The 17,937-nt window shown below is 59.3% G+C and carries 18 protein-coding genes and 1 tRNA gene; 7 read left to right on the top strand and 12 right to left on the bottom strand.

All coding sequences use genetic code 11. The annotated features are described in order from the left end of the window. Positions 1-49 precede the first annotated feature (49 nt). Positions 50-613, top strand: a complete 564-nt coding sequence (locus tag KPL76_RS02015; protein ID WP_216334726.1) for a TetR/AcrR family transcriptional regulator — start codon at positions 50-52, stop codon at positions 611-613. 96 nt (positions 614-709) lie between these two features. Here the strand turns inward: KPL76_RS02015 and KPL76_RS02010 are convergent, their stop codons facing one another. Then, positions 710-1,165: a MarR family winged helix-turn-helix transcriptional regulator gene (locus tag KPL76_RS02010; protein WP_216334724.1), complete on the bottom strand. Its 456-nt coding sequence runs from the start codon at positions 1,163-1,165 to the stop codon at positions 710-712. A 138-nt stretch (positions 1,166-1,303) separates the two neighbouring features. Here KPL76_RS02010 and KPL76_RS02005 point away from each other — a divergent pair, with 138 nt between their 5' ends. Further along, the gene (locus KPL76_RS02005) at positions 1,304-2,179 is read left to right on the top strand and encodes a bacteriorhodopsin (RefSeq protein WP_253202115.1); all 876 of its coding nucleotides are present in this window, start codon (positions 1,304-1,306) and stop codon (positions 2,177-2,179) included. A 102-nt stretch (positions 2,180-2,281) separates the two neighbouring features. Here the strand turns inward: KPL76_RS02005 and KPL76_RS02000 are convergent, their stop codons facing one another. The 9 genes from KPL76_RS02000 to KPL76_RS01960 form a co-directional block, all read right to left on the bottom strand. Beyond that, positions 2,282-3,679 carry an MFS transporter gene (locus KPL76_RS02000; RefSeq protein WP_216334722.1) on the bottom strand — a complete coding sequence of 466 codons (1,398 nt, stop codon included), beginning with the start codon at positions 3,677-3,679 and terminating at the stop codon, positions 2,282-2,284. A gap of 92 nt (positions 3,680-3,771) precedes the next feature. After that, positions 3,772-4,560, bottom strand: a complete 789-nt coding sequence (locus KPL76_RS01995; RefSeq protein ID WP_253202114.1) for an SDR family NAD(P)-dependent oxidoreductase — start codon at positions 4,558-4,560, stop codon at positions 3,772-3,774. Then, positions 4,557-4,889: a Dabb family protein gene (locus tag KPL76_RS01990; RefSeq protein WP_216334720.1), complete on the bottom strand. Its 333-nt coding sequence runs from the start codon at positions 4,887-4,889 to the stop codon at positions 4,557-4,559. The genes KPL76_RS01995 and KPL76_RS01990 overlap by 4 nt, the downstream gene beginning before the upstream one ends. After that, a complete protein-coding gene (locus KPL76_RS01985) occupies positions 4,886-6,526 on the bottom strand; it encodes an FAD-dependent oxidoreductase (protein ID WP_253202113.1) in 1,641 nt (546 codons plus the stop codon). Before KPL76_RS01985 ends, KPL76_RS01990 begins: the two co-directional genes overlap by 4 nt. Before the next feature lie 171 nt (positions 6,527-6,697). Beyond that, complete coding sequence (locus tag KPL76_RS01980; RefSeq protein ID WP_216334716.1) at positions 6,698-7,489, bottom strand: IclR family transcriptional regulator; 792 nt, start codon at positions 7,487-7,489, stop codon at positions 6,698-6,700. A gap of 63 nt (positions 7,490-7,552) precedes the next feature. Next, positions 7,553-7,630: transfer RNA gene (locus KPL76_RS01975), tRNA-Phe, on the bottom strand. A 60-nt stretch (positions 7,631-7,690) separates the two neighbouring features. Continuing rightward, positions 7,691-8,266: a hypothetical protein gene (locus KPL76_RS01970; RefSeq protein WP_216334714.1), complete on the bottom strand. Its 576-nt coding sequence runs from the start codon at positions 8,264-8,266 to the stop codon at positions 7,691-7,693. Positions 8,267-8,299: 33 nt separating this feature from the next. Further along, positions 8,300-8,647, bottom strand: a complete 348-nt coding sequence (locus KPL76_RS01965) for a VOC family protein (protein WP_216334713.1) — start codon at positions 8,645-8,647, stop codon at positions 8,300-8,302. Positions 8,648-8,860: 213 nt separating this feature from the next. Then, positions 8,861-9,022: a hypothetical protein gene (locus KPL76_RS01960; protein WP_216334712.1), complete on the bottom strand. Its 162-nt coding sequence runs from the start codon at positions 9,020-9,022 to the stop codon at positions 8,861-8,863. Positions 9,023-9,354: 332 nt separating this feature from the next. Between KPL76_RS01960 and KPL76_RS01955 the strand changes: the two genes are divergently transcribed. The 5 genes from KPL76_RS01955 (at position 9,355) to KPL76_RS01935 (ending at position 13,734) form a co-directional block, all read left to right on the top strand. Continuing rightward, positions 9,355-10,431 carry a replication initiator gene (locus KPL76_RS01955; protein WP_371733924.1) on the top strand — a complete coding sequence of 359 codons (1,077 nt, stop codon included), beginning with the start codon at positions 9,355-9,357 and terminating at the stop codon, positions 10,429-10,431. Positions 10,432-10,650: 219 nt separating this feature from the next. After that, positions 10,651-11,187: a winged helix-turn-helix domain-containing protein gene (locus KPL76_RS14910; RefSeq protein WP_216334710.1), complete on the top strand. Its 537-nt coding sequence runs from the start codon at positions 10,651-10,653 to the stop codon at positions 11,185-11,187. Between the two features lie 24 nt (positions 11,188-11,211). Further along, positions 11,212-12,435, top strand: coding sequence for an IS21 family transposase (istA, locus tag KPL76_RS01945; RefSeq protein WP_216333196.1), 1,224 nt, complete (start codon positions 11,212-11,214; stop codon positions 12,433-12,435). After that, entirely contained in the window at positions 12,435-13,217 is a 783-nt protein-coding gene (istB, locus tag KPL76_RS01940; protein WP_216333198.1) for an IS21-like element helper ATPase IstB, read from the top strand. The genes istA and istB overlap by 1 nt, the downstream gene beginning before the upstream one ends. A gap of 67 nt (positions 13,218-13,284) precedes the next feature. Beyond that, entirely contained in the window at positions 13,285-13,734 is a 450-nt protein-coding gene (locus tag KPL76_RS01935; RefSeq protein ID WP_216334709.1) for a restriction endonuclease, read from the top strand. A gap of 16 nt (positions 13,735-13,750) precedes the next feature. On the opposite strand, the gene KPL76_RS01930 is transcribed toward KPL76_RS01935, so the two are convergent. Continuing rightward, positions 13,751-15,103 (bottom strand): hypothetical protein, encoded by a 1,353-nt coding sequence (locus KPL76_RS01930; protein ID WP_216334708.1) that lies wholly within the window; start codon positions 15,101-15,103, stop codon positions 13,751-13,753. Next, complete coding sequence (locus tag KPL76_RS01925; RefSeq protein WP_216334707.1) at positions 15,100-17,763, bottom strand: N-6 DNA methylase; 2,664 nt, start codon at positions 17,761-17,763, stop codon at positions 15,100-15,102. The genes KPL76_RS01930 and KPL76_RS01925 overlap by 4 nt, the downstream gene beginning before the upstream one ends. Positions 17,764-17,937 lie beyond the last annotated feature (174 nt).

Raw genomic sequence — 17,937 nt, 5'->3', positions numbered from 1 at the left:
AAGAGTCAATCATACGAAGCGTATGATTCACAAGTGAGAGTATGGACTCGTGAGCACTGAAAGCGCGGGCACCCGGGTCAACCCGCGGGTGCAGCGCACCCGGGCGAATGCGCTCGCAGTGGCCCGTGAAATTCTCCTCGACGGTGGGCCCGCTGCGCTGACGTACACCTCGCTCAGTGACCGCAGTGGACTGACCCGGCAGACCCTGTACCGGCACTGGCACCAGAGGGAGGCACTTCTCGCCGATGTGATCCTCACAGGCCCCGATGTCGGGTACCCGAGCGCTGGCCCGGATGCCCGGCAGGTCATGATCGAATTCCTCACCAGCCTGCGGGCCGGCCTCAGCGACACGGCAACGGCCGCGGCCCTGTTGACCATCGCTGCCCAGGCCGGTCAGGATCCCGATGCTTCCGACGCGCTCTCGCGGATCTTCGCCGACCGTCGCGCGGCCTTGAATCTGCTTCTCGAACAGACGCCTGTGACACTCGATCCCACCGATTACCTGCAGGTCGCAGGCCCCGTGATCACGCAGCTCCTCATCGGGCGTCAGCCGGTGAGCGACTATCTCATTGCCGACACGGTCGATGCGTGGCTGGCTCGAGGCCAACACTGACGGGTGCGATTCGCGCGGCTGATGCGGGTGCTCGTCGCGCGGGGGGAGGGCTGCGCAACAGGGCCGCAGCCTCGTGCTCACCTCTGGGTTACCGATTCAGAGCGAGCTCAACCGGGATCGGATCTCGGCGGTGACCGACTCCAAGGCGGCAGTGAAGTCGCTGAGCTGTTCAGAGTCGAGGTGTCCGGCTGAAGCTGCGAGCATCTCGTTGAAGCTCCGATGGATCTGTGTCATCAGGTCGTGACCCGAAGCTGAGAGTTCGAGGTAGAGGCTCCGCCGGTCATCCGGATGATCGACCCGGTGCACGAGCCCGAGATCGACCAGGCGTCGTGAAATCGCCGTCACGGCACCCGTTGTCATACCCAGGTGCGAAGCAAGGTCTTTCGGGGTCAGGCTCACGGCCTGGGCGATCCTGAACAGCGCACGCAACTCGGTGGCCGAGACGCCGGCATCCCGGGCGATGCGCAGCCGGTTGGCCTCCAGCGCACTCACGAAGTCTGTCGCAGCTTTCGGGAACCCGCTCAGCGTATGGGGGGCCTGCTCTTCACGCACATTTCACCTCCGGCTGGCTGAGGCTGCGAGCAAGCCCGTCACTTCGTCTGTTCTGATCGCCTCATTCTACAGATCGTCCTTCAGAATGCTCACAAATTGATTGACTTAATAAGTTACTTAGCTTGTAAGGTATCTGGTGTGCCCCAGAAGAAAGCACTTTCGGGGCGCTTCGCCGATTCCGATCAGATGGAGAACGCCGTGATACCTGACCTCCTCTCGCATGGCCAATACGAGACCGTGTACAACTTCCTCTCGCTTGTGATTGCATCGCAGCTCTTCACGGCGGTGTTCCTTCTGATCTCGCTTCCCCGGATACTCCCGCGGTATCGGCAGGCCATCACAGTGGCGATCATCGTCTGTGGCATTGCTGCGTATCACTACTTCCGCATCTTCGACTCGTTCAAGTCCGCGTTCGTGACCACGTCTGTCGGCGGCACGGGCGATTACACCCAGGCTGTCGGGCAGGGCTTCAATGAGGGCTACCGGTATGTCGACTGGCTCCTCACCGTTCCGCTGCTCCTGGTGGAGCTCGTGGCCGTTCTCGCTCTCGCTCGCTCGGTGCAGTCGCGGCTCCTGGCGCGTCTGGTGCCCGCAGCAGCGTTGATGATCGCTCTCGGTTACCCCGGTGAGATCAGCGGCGACAACGGTATTCGCGGCCTGTTCGGACTCCTGTCGACCATCCCGTTCATCTACATCCTCTACGTGCTGTTCGTCCAGCTCGGCAAATCGCTCGACAAGCAGCCCGCCGGCGTGCGGAAGACTCTGAGCCGACTCCGCTTTCTCCTCCTGCTGAGCTGGGGCGTGTACCCGATCGCCTACCTCCTGCCCTTGCTGAACATCTCGGGGTCTGATGCCTGGGTCTACAAGCAGGTCGGCTATTCCGTCGCTGACATTCTCGCCAAAGCCGTCTACGCGCTGATCATCTTCCACGTGGCGCGCATCAAATCGTTCGACGACGATACCGCCTTCGCTGCCGTCGAACTCTCTGCCGAGGAGGTCCGCGCAGCGAAGTAGTCGCTGCCCTCACCGGCTGAGGCGCTGCCATCACGGGAATCCGCGATGACAGCGCCTTTTCCAATTCTTCCCCTCCAGCGATGGGCCTCTGTCGCCGCACCGTCAGCGAAGGTTGGGCACCTCGGTACGGGTGCTCCCGATCGAGGAGGGGACTCTTGCTGACTTCTGCGTTGCGGCGACACGAAGAGCCTTCACGCCGAGCTGGTCGGTCGGAATACGGAACGATTCCTTAGCAGTGATCGCTGCGATGGCCGAGAGAACCATGCAGGACCCCGTGAAGATCGCAACGGGGACCCACCCGTCGATCCCGCTGCCGAGAATCGCATAGCAGATGCTCGGGGCGAAGCCTGCGAGGAGGAATCCCAGCTGGGTACCGATCGCGAAACCCGAATACCGAACGGGAGCCGCGAACATCTCGGCGAAGAAGGAAGGCCACAAGCCGTTCACCATCGAGTAGAACAGTGTCATGTTGAGGAATCCGCCGAGAAAGATGAGTGGGATGGATCCGGTGGAGATCGCCCAGAAGTAGAGAAAGATGGTGGCAGCGCTCCCGAGAGTCCCGATGATCCACACCGGGCGTCGGCCGATTCGGTCAGACAGCGCGGAGAAGAGCGGAATCGTCACGAGGGACCCGCCGATCGACACCGTCGCGACCCACAGCATGGCCCCTCTATCGACACCGACGGCCGGGCTGGTCGCGTAAGCGAGTCCGAACACGGTGAAGGTGGTCTGGGTCACGGCGAAGAGGGAGCACACCAGTACCCGAACCACGTCGCGCCATTGGTAGCGGAACACCTCGGCGGCGGGGAATTTCTTGACGGCGGCGACGGACTGCGCCTCAGCGAAGACCGGGGTCTCGTCGAGTCGGGAGCGCACCACGTAGGCGGCCACGAGAACGACCGCGCTCAAGAGGAACGGGATCCGCCAGCCCCACGAGTACAGCTGCTCTTCCGGAAGGGCGGCAATGGGAATGAAGACGATGGTCGCAAGAACCATGCCGGCGGCATATCCGGCCATGGTGAAGCCCGAGAAGAACGCCCTGCGGTTTTCCGGGGCGTGTTCGATCGCGAGAGTGCTCGCGCCGGCGGCCTCCCCGCCAGCCGAGAACCCCTGCGCGAGACGGCAGAGCACGAGAAGCGTCGGTGCCCAGACGCCGATCTGGCCATAGGTGGGAAGGAAGCCGATGACCAGACTGGCAACTCCCATGATCACCAGCGTGAGGATCAAGACCCTCTTTCTGCCGATCCGGTCTCCGAAGTGGCCGAGAATGAGGCCGCCGAACGGCCGTGCCACGTAGCCCACGCCGAAGGTGGCGAGAGACGCGATGGTCGCCATCGCCGGATCCGCCGCCGAGAAGAAGACGTGATTGAAGACGAGGGCTGCTGCCGAGCCGTAGATGAAGAAGTCGTAGTACTCGAGTGCGCTGCCGACGAAAGCCGACGCCGCGGCCTTCCTGGGCATGCGCTGAGGGATCGCCGATGGTGCAACTGTGGTGGACATTCTGTCTCCTTTGACGTGGTGCCGGTAGTTGGTTGAGTTTGGGGTTGTGGTTGGGCGAGATGCCGTGGGCAGAGGCCGTGCCGATTCTCTGTTCAGACTGCGGTGTAGCCTCCGTCGATGACGAGTTCGGAACCGGTGGTGAACCGTGATTCGTCGCTGGCGAGGTAGAGCACGCCGTAGGCGATCTCCTCTGGCTCGCCTTGCCTGCGCAGCGGATTGCCCTCGACAAGTTGTCGGTAGTAGGCCTCGGGCCCGACCATGCTCATCTCGGCCGCTGTCCGGCTCATCCGCGTATTCATAGAACCGGGGTGGATCGAGTTCACTCTGATCCCGTACTCACCGTAGGTTGCGGCGTCCGACTTGGTGAGCAGTCGAACCGCACCCTTCGTCGCATGATAGAGGGGAACGCTCTTGCCGCCCGTGATGCCATGAATCGAGGAGAAGTTCACGATGCTTCCTCGAGAAGCCGCAATCATGGCAGGCACCACGTATTTCGTCGTGAGCCACGTGCCTTTCACATTCACGTTGAAGATGCGGTCGAATTCCTCCAGGGTCGACTCGTGCGACGGCGCCGCTCGGCCGATGATTCCTGCTGCATTCACCAAGACGTCGGGAATGCCGACGTCTTCGAGTACCCGGGCGACGGCGCGTTCCACTTGCTCCGGATCGGTGATGTCGAGTTCGAGTGAGGTGACGCCCGCCTCCTCCCAGGGGTCAGCGGGTCCTGTCACGTCGAAGCTGACGACGCGGGCACCGTGGCGGGCCAGCAGTCGCACACACGCGCCGCCGAGATCCCCACTGCCTCCGGTGACGATGACGATCTTGCCCTGCACGCGGCCCGCAGCTGTGCGTGCCTGTTGTGCCATCTCGGTGACGTTCATTCAGAGCCTCCCTTGCGGTCGTTCGATTTGTTCGGCTCCGCAATCAGGAAGTCGACAGACGCGATCTCACGGGTATGGGGGCTCGAAAGTGCGATCAACGGCGTGTGAAGTGGATGCCCGGCATACCCCGTCACATCGGAGGCTGAATCGAAATCCGCGACGATGGCGCAGTCCCACGCTCTGTCATCGCCACCGATGTCTCGCCCGACATCGAGCGATCTGAGCCCCGGAACGGCCCCGACCAGCCCGGCGAGCTCTGCGCACCAGCGTTGTTCGATCGCCGTAGTGAAGGTCTCGGCGAACCGGAAGAGCACGACGTGGCGGATCACTGCGCTGTCGCCTCTGCGACTTCAGCCAGATAGCCGATCGGGCGCTCCGCGAGCGTGCGGCCTATCAGGTACCCCATGGTCATGAGGGGTCCGAGCGTCGCGCCGGCCCCGGGATACCCCGCTCCGTAGGCGCTCTCGGTGGTGTTTCCCGCAGCGAAGAGCCCGGGAATGGGGTCGTCGTCGACATCGTGAACCTGGCCCGATGCGTCTGTCGAGACGCCACCGCTCGTGCCGAAGGCGCCGTTGACGACGGGAATGGCGTAGAACGGCCCGGTGGCGAGCGGACCGAGGCTCGGGTTGGGAAAGAGATTTGCCGCGTCACCCCAGTAGGTGTCGTATCGGCTGAGCCCCCTCCCGAAATCCGGGTCCTCGCCCAGCACGGCGAAGTGATTGAAGCGAGAGACGGTGTCGATGAGAGCAGACGCATCCACGTCGATCTGAGCAGCGAGCTCGGTAAGGGTCGCGCCCTCGCGCAACCAGGTCGGCGTCGGCTCGCCCGCCCGATGGCTGAGAATCCCATAGCGTTCGAGGTAGGTGTGGTCGAAGACGACGTGGGCCGGCGTGTTCAGCGGCGCGTTAGACGCTGGGTCCCAGGAGTGAAGCGATCGGGCGAGATCGTTATAGTTCTGGGATTCGTTCGCGAAGCGGCGACCCTTCTGGTTGACCATGATCGACCCGGGGCCCTGCCGTTCGAATCGGAGAAGGGTGCCGATTTGCTCGCCGTCGCGCAGATCGCCCGGGATGACCGACATGGGCGCCCACCACGCCTCTCTGGTTCCTCCGATTCGTGCCCCGATACGCTGGGCCATTCGAAGACCATCGCCGGTATTCGACGGCGGGGAGCACACGGCATGCAATCGGGTCTGAAGCAATCCATCGGTCAGCTGCCTGTCCCACTCGAAGCCGCCGCAGGCCAGCACGACACCGTCGTCTGCATGAATGGTGCGCCCGTCGACATGGATGCCCGTGACGCGCCCGCCCTCGATGAGTAGTCGTTCGGCTCGGGCATCGACGGCCAGGGTGACGTCGTCTGCGATGCACGAGGCCAGCAGCATACTGACCAGAGCCTGACCCTTCGCCACCAGACCGCGAGCATCCCTGGCCGCCAGCTCGTCCCACGGGAAATGGGTGAATGCTCCCCACTCCTCGTACTCCTGCATGGTGAACGGCAGGCGCCCGTCGCTTCGCACGAATTGGCGCAGGTCTCCAAGAGCGGCCTGAGCGTCGTAGAGCTCCGGCTCAACCGTGCGCCCACCGTTGATGGATCCCGGGAGATCCATGCGATAGTCGGGAAAATTGTCGAGCAGCAAGAATTCCACGCCCAGTTCCCGTGCAGCGTAGCGAAGCATGTCATCGCCGTGGTCGATGGCCGCATCGAACAACTCATTCCGACCGCGACCTCTCGACACCGCTCGAACATATCGGGCGGCATCCTCTACTGAGTCCGCGATGCCCGCGGCGCGGGAAAGGTGGTTCGCAGCGATCCAGAGCATTCCGCCCGATACCGCCGAGGTGCCTCCGAGCAGAGCCGATTTCTCGACCACAACTACGCTCTTGCCCTCGTGCGCCGCAGTCGCGGCGGCTGTCAGAGCCGCCGCACCCGACCCCACCACGACTACGTCGAATCGTTCCTGCATTTTGCCATGAAGAACTCGCATCGAATTCCACACTCCCGTCTTCGTTGACCTGAGAATCTTGTCCTCTGAAGAATGCCAACCATGCGCGTCACCGACCGGGTGGCTCCCGTTGAATGAGAAGAAAGGTAGTCGTGCGAGAGCCGATTTCAGTGTCGAATGTCGTCGACGAGTTCAGGAACCGGGCCGAATCCGGGCGCCGATGTCGCGTGGGCGTTGGGCTCCGAGCGCACGGGAGATGCCGCGTGCCGCAGTCTTGAGCGCGGGCACGGTCGCGCGCAGATCTTCCTCGCCGAGGGGAACGATCACGTTCAGCGCCGCGATGACGCGGTCGCCCGCCTCGAACACCGGCACAGCGATGCCCGTTGTGGTCGGCACGATGATCCCCGGAACAGATGCGAAGCCGAGCATCCTGATCTCGGCCAGCAACCGTCGAAGAGAGGCGGGTTCCGTGACGGTGTTCTCGGTGTATCGCATGAGGCTCCTGGAGAGCACATCATCCTGAAACTCAGAAGAGGAGTGGGCCAGCAATACGAGCCCAGACGAGCAGGCGTGGATCGGCAGCCGCCCGGCGATCCGGGTGATATTGACCGCGGAACCCTTCGTCGTGAGGCGCTCGATGTACAGCACGTTCTCGCTGTCGAGAACGCTCAGGGTTGTGTGTTGCTGCACCACCGTTTGCACGTCTTCCATGAACGGAAGCGCGATCTCGCGCAGGTCAGTCGTACGTGATCCGCGGGAAGCGAGCTCCCACAGTCGAACGCCGAGACGGACTTCCCCCTCTGCCCCACGCTCGAGGAGCCGTTCGCCCAGAAGCTGCCCGACGAGCCGGTGGGTGGTGGCCAGAGGAATCCCCACTCGACGAGACAACGCGGAGATCGTCATGGAGGATCGATGCGAATCGAATGCGCCGAGGATCGTGACGAAACGAGAAAGCAGAGAGTCTCCAGACGGGGAATTCGCCATGAGCCAACACTAGGCCTCTGAAAGCTAAAAGAACCCCCATGAGTAGAAGCCTCAACGAGGGTCCGGTGGCACCGACCGGCATCGATCCGGTGACCTCTCGATTTTCAGTCGAACGCTCTACCAACTGAGCTAGCGGCCACCGCATTCTGCGATTCGGCGCATTCTGAATGTGAAGGAACGAACGAACAGACGGATGTCATTTCACCAGAAGTCAGGTTCTCCGAACCAGAATTCGAGCTGAGACCACGGCGGCTTTCGATCTTCGCCATAGTCGGCGGGAGGTTCCCAATCCATGAGGCGAAACTCCGTCAAGAAGTACTTTGCGAGATTTGTGCCGTAGAAGATCGTGTCGAGCCCGTGAACGGACAAGACCGGTGCACCTGGTTCGGTGGGCTCGGCAGGCATGTATCGATGCGCGTATAACGGAATCAGAGTCGGCCACGTATTGATGTGCCTCATCGCAATGTCTGCCGCCTCGAACAACGAGGTTGGCCGCTCTCCCCACGTGCGACCCCACACGTCATTCTCGACAACGTAGGAAAGCACCCAATCCTTATGCCGGTCGAGCCGCATCCTGATTTCATCGTCGGAGTCGTGTCGCCAGTCGACCCATCCCTTGCCTAGAGGCAGCACCCTCGATAGCAAGTCTCGATGATCAGGGCCGAACCTGAAGCCGAACGTACCCTCGATGCGGCGGAGTTCAGATTCTGAGAGGCCAGCTTCCAGCGAAACGCCCACCATGCGCAGCACTTCGACCGCTTCATCGACGATGTCCACGGACCCACCATACTCGGCGCGTCTCGGGTGGCATCAGGCAGGTTTCACCACACACCACTCGTTGCCCTCTGGGTCCTGGAGCACCTGGAATGATCCGGCCACATCGGCGTGGACGTCACCGATCCGTCTGGCTCCGAGTCGCTCGGCCTCGCGGGTCGCCTCGGCGATGTCCCCGACGCGCACGTCGATGTGAAGCCGGTTCTTCACCGACTTCGGTTCGGGTACTTTCTGAAACGAAAGCTGGCTCCACCCCGGTGGAACGATGTACCACCACGCTTCGTCACGGCCCCGGGGCTCGCCGCCCAGAATCGCCGCCCAGAATCGCGCGAGGTCTTCCGGATGCCGACAATCCACCACAATCTCGTCGACGCTCCCGATCACGCACCGATTCTAGCTGGTGCGCCACAGGCGCTGCACGACGTGTGCTGCCCGGTTGAGTCACCGGCGGGGTATCTGTTCATTTCGCCGGAGGTGAGGCTGCCTGACGGATTCCTCATAGGCGCTAAGTGCGTCGGGAGACGCTCGGTCCTTCCGAAATCCGGCTATGACAGCGCGTGTCTGCAACTCCATCGTTGGGAAGTAACAACCGTTCGATCACGACCCGCCGTTGCCGACGGGGTTGTCGTCGAGGTCGTCGGTACGGGCATCCGTGTCGCCGTCTGCGGGTGTGCCCTTGGGTGTGGGTTCGGAGACCAGGTCTGCATCTTGGGGAACCGTGAAGTCGTGCATGAAGTCGGGGTCGTCGCCAGGAGTCATAGCTCGAACATACGCCTGTATAGCGAGTTGCGCTCGAGGGTTGCTGAGCAACGCCCAGGCGTCGACGCATCGGGTCTCGTCATCCGTTGGGCACTGCCAACGGGCACAAAAAAAGCCCTACTCCAAGTAGAAGCCTCGAAGTAGGGCAGTGGCTCCGACCGGCGTCGATCCGGTGACCTTTCGATTTTCAGGTCGACGCTCCGATCTGTACATCCGTACTACTTAGCAATTGACTCAAACATTGCGACTGGATACCGGACGTTAGTAGTTGTGTACGCCAGATTCGTGGCCCGCTGGTGGCCCGAGTTCCGAGGTCGTAGGCCGGGGTTCAAATGAACGTTGCCGAACCCACCACGTCGAGTGAGGACGATCTCGCTGAGGCAATTCTGCGGCGCTATTGCTCTCGGCCGATCGAGGTCTCTGGAAATCGACGTGTTCGCTGCGGGTCACGACTCAAGACAAAGTGCGTTAGCTGTAGCACGATTTACGCGAACGACTGGAAGGCCATACTCCGCAGCGGGCTCCGTAGTGAATCCACAGGGGACTACCGATGGTTCTTTCTCACATTGACAGCTCCGTCGTTCGGAAAGACGCACACGATGTCAGATCACGATGGTCAAGGACGTTGTGCCTGCGGCACAAAACATTCGCAGGACGAGGACCAGTTTCGCGGCCTGCCGATTGATCTTGAGCGGTATGACTATGACGGAGCGGTGGCTTGGAATCACGACATGGGAAAACTCTGGGACGTGACCAGATCAAAGTTGAGAAAGCAATATCCAAGGTTTGAATTCGCGCTCGTTCGTGAATGGCAACGCCGGGGAAGTTTGCACGTTCACCTAATCATCCGCATGCCGTCCATCGAGGCAACCTCCGCCACGCAACTCGGCCTGCATGCCCAATCGACGATGACGTTCGTGAATGGCCGAAAGGTTCGATGGGGCGCCCAGGTCGACTCTCAAGAGATCGAGCTGGAATCTAGTTCAGCGAAGCAACTCTGGTACCTCGCTAAGGCGCTCGGGTATTCTTTGAAATCAGTCGATTCGGCGCTTTCGTCAAATTCCTACCAGCATATTGTGCGACTATTCGAAGCCGCTCGTAAGTTCACCTGCGATCTTTGCCCCTCGTCGGGCCCGCATGATTGTCGCGCATCGTGTCATCGTAATTTCGGTTCGAAGGCGGTAATCGTATCGGTTAGTCGAAAAACCAAGAGTCGTCCAGGCTGGTCATTCTCGGGACTTACCCGAACGCGTCAACGGGCCGATCGAAGAGAGTGGATGGTGAACAACGGGGACGATGAAGCGCCGATCTCTGTCGATATCAGCGTCGCAATTCGATGGGCTGATGACCATTACAACGGAGGGCTCGCGGGGAGGAGGTCCACTCCTGTCTGGGCGCGCGCGGGTTGAGAGAATTGGAGGGCAGACATACAACTTCTCCAAATCCTGATCGGGGTGAAGAATTCAGGATGGGTATATTGATTTCTACAGCGCCGACGAGTTGCCCCATTCCGGTCATTGGCGAGGCGCATGTCAATTTGCGCGAGATTGGCGATATGGCGACTTGGACGTCGGGCTGCCGGGCGTTAGGACCGATACTCTGAACTCATCGTTCCTCGGGGGTTACCTATGGCAGTTGAGCTAGACAGCGGGATTCCCTCGGCTGTTCCAATTTGGCCCGCCCTGGTCGCGCCAGTACTTGAAGTGCTGCGCGATGGGGAAGCGCTGCATCGCCGAGACGTGTTTGACCGGGCGGCGAAAATCGCCGATCTGACCGAAGCGGCCCGGGCAGAAACCTTGAACTCAGGCGGCTTTAGATATGAGCAGCGAATAGGTTGGGCCCTGACTCACTTGTCAAAAGCTGGATGGGTTGATCGACCGGCGCGCGCGACATATTCGATAAGTCCGTCCGGCAGAGCTTGGCTCGATTCCGAACCAGGGGAGCTTACCTACGCCACTGCTCGTGAAATATTTTCGCCATTCTGGCCTAAGGAGTCTGAGAAAGCGGGGGCGGCTGGCCTCGACTCGTCGGTCGCAACGCTGGAATCGCTAGAGCCTGTCGAGCAAATAGAGGACGCGATCAACCGAATCCAGGTGAGCGTCGGTGACGAGCTATTGTGTCAGCGACGGTTGAAATGTAGGCCAGGATCGACGGTCGAAAACTAGGCCACCCGAGGAACGATTGATTGGGTGATCACAGTGGAAGATTGGGCGTTGATTCGTCGCCTTCATAAGGGTGAGGGGCTGTCGCAGCGAGAGATCGCTAAACGGCTCGGGCTGGCCAGGGACACGGTCGCGAAAGCGATTAGTACTGATGGGCCACCGAAGTACGTCCGGCCGCCGAGGCCGTCGGAGGTGCGCGATCTCGAGCCGGCGATCAGGGAATTGCTGAAGGCGTATCCGCGGATGCCTGCGACGGTGATCGCGGAGCGGTTGGGTTGGCAGGGCTCGATCACCTGGTTTCGTCAGAATGTGGCCCGGCTCCGCCCGGAGTACGCACCCGCTGACCCGGCTGACCGGCTCAGCTACCGGCCGGGTGATCAGGCGCAATGTGATCTGTGGTTCCCGCCGGTGAAGATCCCGCTCGGTCACGGTCAAACAGGGTCACCGCCGGTACTTGTGATCGTGCCCTCGAATTCACGGTTCATCACCGCGATGATGCTGCCCACCCGCACGACACCCGATCTGCTCGCTGGGATGTGGGAGCTGCTGCAGGGTCAGCTCGGGGCCGTGCCGCATCGGCTGATTTGGGATAACGAGGCCGGGATCGGCCGGCGGAACTCGTTCGCCGAAGGTGTTGCCTCGTTCACCGGTACCCTCGCGACCCGGATCGTGCAGCTGAAACCGTTCGACCCGGAATCCAAGGGCATCGTTGAACGAGCGAACCAATACTTAGAAACCTCGTTCCTACCTGGCCGTACGTTCACCTCACCCGCCGATTTCAACGACCAGCTGGTCGTGTGGTTGCGGCGGGCCAATAACCGGCAGGTTCGCCGCCTCGCCGCGAAACCTTCCGAGCTGATCGGCGTGGACCGTGCTGCGATGGTGCCGCTGCCGCCGATCGCGCCGAACGTTGGCTTCAGCTCGAAGGTCAGGCTGCCGAGGGATTACTACGTCACCGTGCTCGGTAACGACTATTCCGTCGACCCTGCTGGTATCGGCCGGATGGTTGACGTGCGCGCGAACTTGCGTACCGTGACCGTCACCCTCGACGGGAAGTTGCTCGCGCAGCACGACCGGGTATGGGCCAGGGGTCAGTCGATCGCCGACCCAACCCATGTTGGCTCAGCCAAGACGTTACGGACTTTGTTTCAAACCCGAACTCCTGCGGTACCGGAACGGTATGACCGTGACCTCGCCGACTACGACCAGGCGTTCGGGGTCAGCTTCGACCCGGCCGGTGAGGTCGCCTGATGAGCAACGAGACCGTCAGCCAAATCGAGTACTACGCCCGAGCATTGAAAGCGCCACGCATTCGGGAGGCCGCGGCCCGGCTCGCCATACAAGCCCGTGACGCCTCCTGGACGCACGAGGAGTACCTCGCCGCGGTGCTCTCTCGTGAAGTATCTGCCCGCGAAGCGTCCGGCGCCGAGCTCCGGATTCGCGCTGCGGGGTTTCCGGGACGTAAATCGATCGAGGACTTCGCGTTCGATCACCAACCCGCTCTGAAGCGCGACACCATCGCGCACCTCGGCACCAACAGCTGGCTCGCCGACGCCCAGAACGTCGTCCTCCTCGGCCCGCCCGGTACCGGGAAAACGCACCTCGCGATCGGCCTGGGCATCAAAGCGTCACACGCCGGCTACCGGGTGCTGTTCGCCACTGCGACGGACTGGATCACAAGACTGCAAACCGCGCACACACTCGGGCGGCTCCCGCAAGAACTCGGCAAACTCCGCCGGTACGGACTGATCATCGTCGACGAGGTCGGCTACATCCCGTTCGACAAAGACGCCGCGAACCTGTTCTTCCAACTCGTGTCATCCCGCTACGAACACGCCTCTCTGATCCTCACCAGCAACCTGCCCTTCGCTGGCTGGGGCGACACCTTCGGCGACCACGTCGTCGCCGCGGCAATGATCGACCGGATCGTGCACCACGCCGAAGTCATCACCCTCAAAGGCGCCAGTTACCGGCTGAAAGACACCGGCATCAAAACCCTCCCATCCACCAGACCCGAGAACACGGCAGAATAACAACACACACGTGGCCGACTTTTACACCGTCGAAAATGGCCCACTCTTAGACCGTCGCTGACAGCTATTGCAACGGCTACGCGAGAGTCACCCCGCTTTTTTTGAAGAAGCCGTCGTAGCGCTCCTCTTGAAAATGGGCTACGGCGGTGCCGAGCAGCGGGGCAAGCGAATTGGCGGAACCGGAGACGAAGGAATTGATGGCGTCATCGATCAGGATGCGCTGGGCTTGGACCGCATTTATCTGCAGGCCAAACGCTATAAACAAGGAAATAACATTAGTCGCGAAACCATTCAGGCATTCGTGGGAGCGCTGCACGGATTCGGAGCTTCGAGGGGTGTTTTCATAACCACAAGCGCCTTTACAAGCGCCGCGGTTGCTTACGCGAACGGAGTTCCGATTCGGGTCATTCTTATCGACGGGGACCGATTGGTAAACCTGATGATCAAATATCGTGTTGGTGTGCAGGCCAGGCAGACATATGCGGTGGTTGAGATCGATTCCGATTTCTTCGACTAGGCCTTCGCTCAGTACCTCAGGGCTTAATTTTTTCGCAAACCGACTGCTGAGTCAGTTCGATGGCTGCTCTAAATAAGGCGCGCCCCTCGTTAACTGCATCCTGGGACTCTTCACCTAGCCGAGAGACTTCCTCAATCGTTTCATCAGAGAACGCCGGAATCTTAATCTTTTCCAAGGCGTCGTCAGGGACGGCGCTGAGTATCCCGCCATTGCCGTAGCGTTGAAATTGGTCTTTTACCCATCGCGATTTCATTAGAGCGAGCACGAAGTGCCCCGACCATTTGTAAGGTCGGAGATGAAAGAAACCAGTGGATACGATTGCCCCGTCATAGGCGTCGTCCACATAGGCCACCTTGTTCAGTGAACCTAAGACAGACGACGCGACAACGTCACCAGATTGGACGCGTCGTCTAGCTCGTGAGGGAAGGTCCGACCCGATCCGCGATTGACCGGCGGCAATTGCTCCAGTGCGCGGATCAATATTGGACAGCTCGACATATCTGTATTCGAGATCTGGTGTTTTTCGGGGGTCGATGTTCACAGACAAGGGCAACATGGCCGACGTGAGGCCTATCGACGTCACCGAGTCAGCGATACCGGCCGCAAAAGATAGCGAACCAGGCGAAAAGAATTCGGCATCAAACCGTCTGTCGTCGAGTAGCATCCGAAAATTCACAACGCTGATGTTTCCAGGAATCGCCGAAATCAGAGGGTGCTGCAGGTTCAAGATCTCTATCGCCCGCGCGTGCTTTTTCTCTGACGTGGAAATTGACTCGTGGCTCTTATGGAGAAGGTCCCTGACTTCGCCCTGCACGCTCATGGGCAGAAGTGGGATCTTGACCTTTCGGATTTCCGAGCCACTCACATTTGCCTGGTTGATCGAACGCATCGCGCGTCGACGCACCTGGGAAATGCCAAACGGGGTATTCAAATATGCGGTTAGGTATTCAGGCAGTACACGGGTCGGGTCGGGTCGCAATCGAATCAGGTAGGAAGCGAAAACTGTACCTTGTGCAGACAGAGCTATGCCGGTTCGGCCAACCATGTTGAAGGCGTTCGTGCGATTGAACAACACGTCCCCGGGCTCAATTAGGTACCTGAGGGAAACTGCGTCATCAATATCTGCGAATCTCGAAGCGCTCTTCACGAACCCAAGATCCAGCTCGTTCATTCGTAAGATTGGGAAACCTAAGCCCGTGTCGTTCATTGCCAAGGAAAGCCCGTATTGGACCTGCTTTAGCACGGTTCCGAGCGGTACCCATTCGCTATCATCGACTGCCCTGAATTCGTATTGAGGATCAAAGAATTCGGCTGAAAACCGGTTCTGAGCGGACATTTCAGAAACGTTCACGCTTGTCACGACACTCATGGCTGTGTCCAAAAGCTGAGATTCTGCTCCTTCGCGAACAGGATGAATTGCTCGGCAATGTCTAGATCACTCGCAGGAATGCCAGCGATATTTTCGAGGTCCCTCTTGTCTAGTTCAAAGTTGACTAGGTCCTGATCGACCAATATGTGCCCTAGGGAATCTCTCTTGGTTGCGTCGTCGACGCTTTTGTAGATGTAAGTGTAATTACCTGAGGAATCCTTTCCGCCCCGTTCGCTCACGGCCATGAAGACTGGGTAATCGAGGGCCTTGAGCGTTTCGTTTGCGATCCACTTGGTCTTGTAATCGCTTATTAGGTCGGGAGTGTCGAAGAACAGCTGAGCTTGGCCCCGATTGGTTTCTCGAGCTTCATCGACTCGAATTCGATTCAGAATGTCAACTAGGGCTAGATGCTCGGATCCGAGTTCCTTGAGCTTTGCCTTATCGGCGGCGGCCTTTTCTCGATGTTTGTCGCGCAACCTCTTAACCTGATCGACGCGGTCTGGAGCTGTCTTGACAGAAGCGATGGCGACCTGGAGACCGGCGGCTTCCGTTTTCAGCGCCTTCTCGATTTCGACGATCTGCGCGCGCACATTTGCTGCCGCTTGTTCGCTGGAGCTCTTCATCTCCTCGCGTCCACGGATCTCACCACTTTCGTCTGCGTAGTCGGCGGGATCGAACGGCTCTGGGAATGCAGCATCAAAGACGTCAAAAACTAGTCCCGGAATTGACTCAGTGGGGATATCGTCGTCCCCGTGTACCTCGGCCAGGATTTGACGCAGATCGTTCTTGATGTCGGGGCATTTCAAGGCAATGGTCTTGCTTAGGGCTGCGTGTTCAGCCAACTCAGAATGAGTGTATTTCTGAAGAAGAAGCACGGAGGTCTTGGTTCCGGTGTGTGGTTTGAAGGTGTTTTGATGTAATCCGACGACGCCGAGAATACGAGCCTTGTTGAGGATCCACTCGCGAATATACGAAAGCGATGGGTTATTAAATTTGCCTTGCGGAAGTACGACCGCGGCGCGGCCGCCAGGCTTCAACATGTCGATGATGCGTTCGATAAACAGCACATCACGTTCTTCCTTCACTTGTCTCTTGCCCTTAGCGCGTCTTATCGCCGGTCCGGCGAGTTCATAGTGCGCCAACGTCTGACTGTCCTTTATTTCTCCGGCAAAGGGAGGATTTGCCAAGACAATGTCGAAATTGAGGTGTTGGAAGTATTCCCACGCTCTGTCGCGATCAAGAAGTGGGTCGCCTGCCGGAATCTTCGCTTGAACCAATTTCTTGTGTTTTTTAAGGCCACGTATCAACTCTTGGCCCGATGTGTTGTCGTACCAGGTGCGAGGGTCGATTGAGTTCACGTCGGGGCCGAAAATGTTTGTGTGGCCGTCACCCGCAATGAGCATTAACGCGCGCGACGTCTTTGCTGCTCGTTTTTCGAAATCAATTCCCCAAAGGTACCTGCTGGCGTATTCACTCTTCCGCTGCTCGCGTTGCTCCATAGTGTGTGCCGGAAACACCCAATCCATGGTGTGAAGCAGAAATCCCCCCGAGCCACACGCCGGATCCATGACGAACTCCCCCGACTTTGGGTTCAGCATGCGAACGCACATTTCGATTACCGGGCGAGGGGTGAAGAACTGACCCTTCTTTTTCTTTGCCTCGGAGGGCAATAGATATTCGAACGCGTCGTCCATGATTCGAAGATTCGAACCCATGAATCGAAGCTTTTCCAGCGGACCAATACAGACCTGTAGATGGCGAGCTGCAAGCTCAATATCCTGATCGTCGTCGAAAATTCCCGGCCACTCTTCGCAGGCTTCGGCAAACAGCGTGTTTATCGCGGTGTACGTTTTCTCGGGTTCGACGCTTTTTCTGAAACGGGTCGTCTTGCCCTTGGTTTTCGAGGCGGACTTCTCATCCCAAATTTTTGCGAAGATCAGCTTGAAGATCTCGTTGAATTCGTCTGTCCCGCTGTCGGCTAGAACCAATTCTTCGAGGTCTTGGATCACACGCTTGAAGTTAAAAGTCTCCCGAAGGTCATCGATCGTGATTGGTGCCTCAAGCACCTCTTGCAAGCTCTGTCCGTTTTTGGGAAGGTCAGGCAACGTGTCGTCAAAATTTCCCTTGACGGACCGATACAAGGTGATTCGATCTGCACCATTTGACCAAACCGCAGAAGGAGCGCCTTTTGAGTTCATGTAGCTCTTGAGCTGCTCTATTCCTTCCGCAGAATCGGGCTGCTTGCACTCGACGATGATCTTCGCTGTCGACTTGGATCGATCGGTGTAGACAACAATGTCCGCTGCCTTCGGATGGATTTCCGTACCGAAGTGGACAGGCACCTCGATGTCAAGCTGCTCCGCAGGATATCCATATGTCGTCATTAGCTTCTTGAGCCATAGCTGACGGACGATCTCCTCAGGCGCAGACTGTCCCGTCTCCGCTGAATAAACGAAGTACTCAGATAGGCCCGATCGGGTGGTGATCAGTGTCTTGACGTAGTAAGCCAGCGAACCCGCGTATTTCCCGGACTGGATCACCCGTTCCGTGATCTCAAGAGCGTCTTCAACGGGGATGCCTATGTCTTCGAATTCGCTGAGCGAATGGAGTACGGCGGGGTCCTTGAAGATCAAGTTAATGACTTCGAGAGATGACAGCATTTGTTTTTTTCAACCTTCGCTACAGATTCCTTCTAGGAATTTGTCCAGTCTTCTCAAACTAGCAAAGGTCTGAAATTATTTAGTCCATTGAATCGGTCGCGCCAGACAATGATCGCGAAGTGGCCGGCGCGGATAAATTGTGGCGAAGCACCGTCGCCGCGGCGACGCCGCGAG

The sequence above is a fragment of the Subtercola sp. PAMC28395 genome (genome assembly GCF_018889995.1).
Classification (GTDB): domain Bacteria; phylum Actinomycetota; class Actinomycetes; order Actinomycetales; family Microbacteriaceae; genus Subtercola.
Note: the sequence above shows the minus strand (reverse complement) of the source record. Positions and strands in the feature narration are given on the sequence as shown.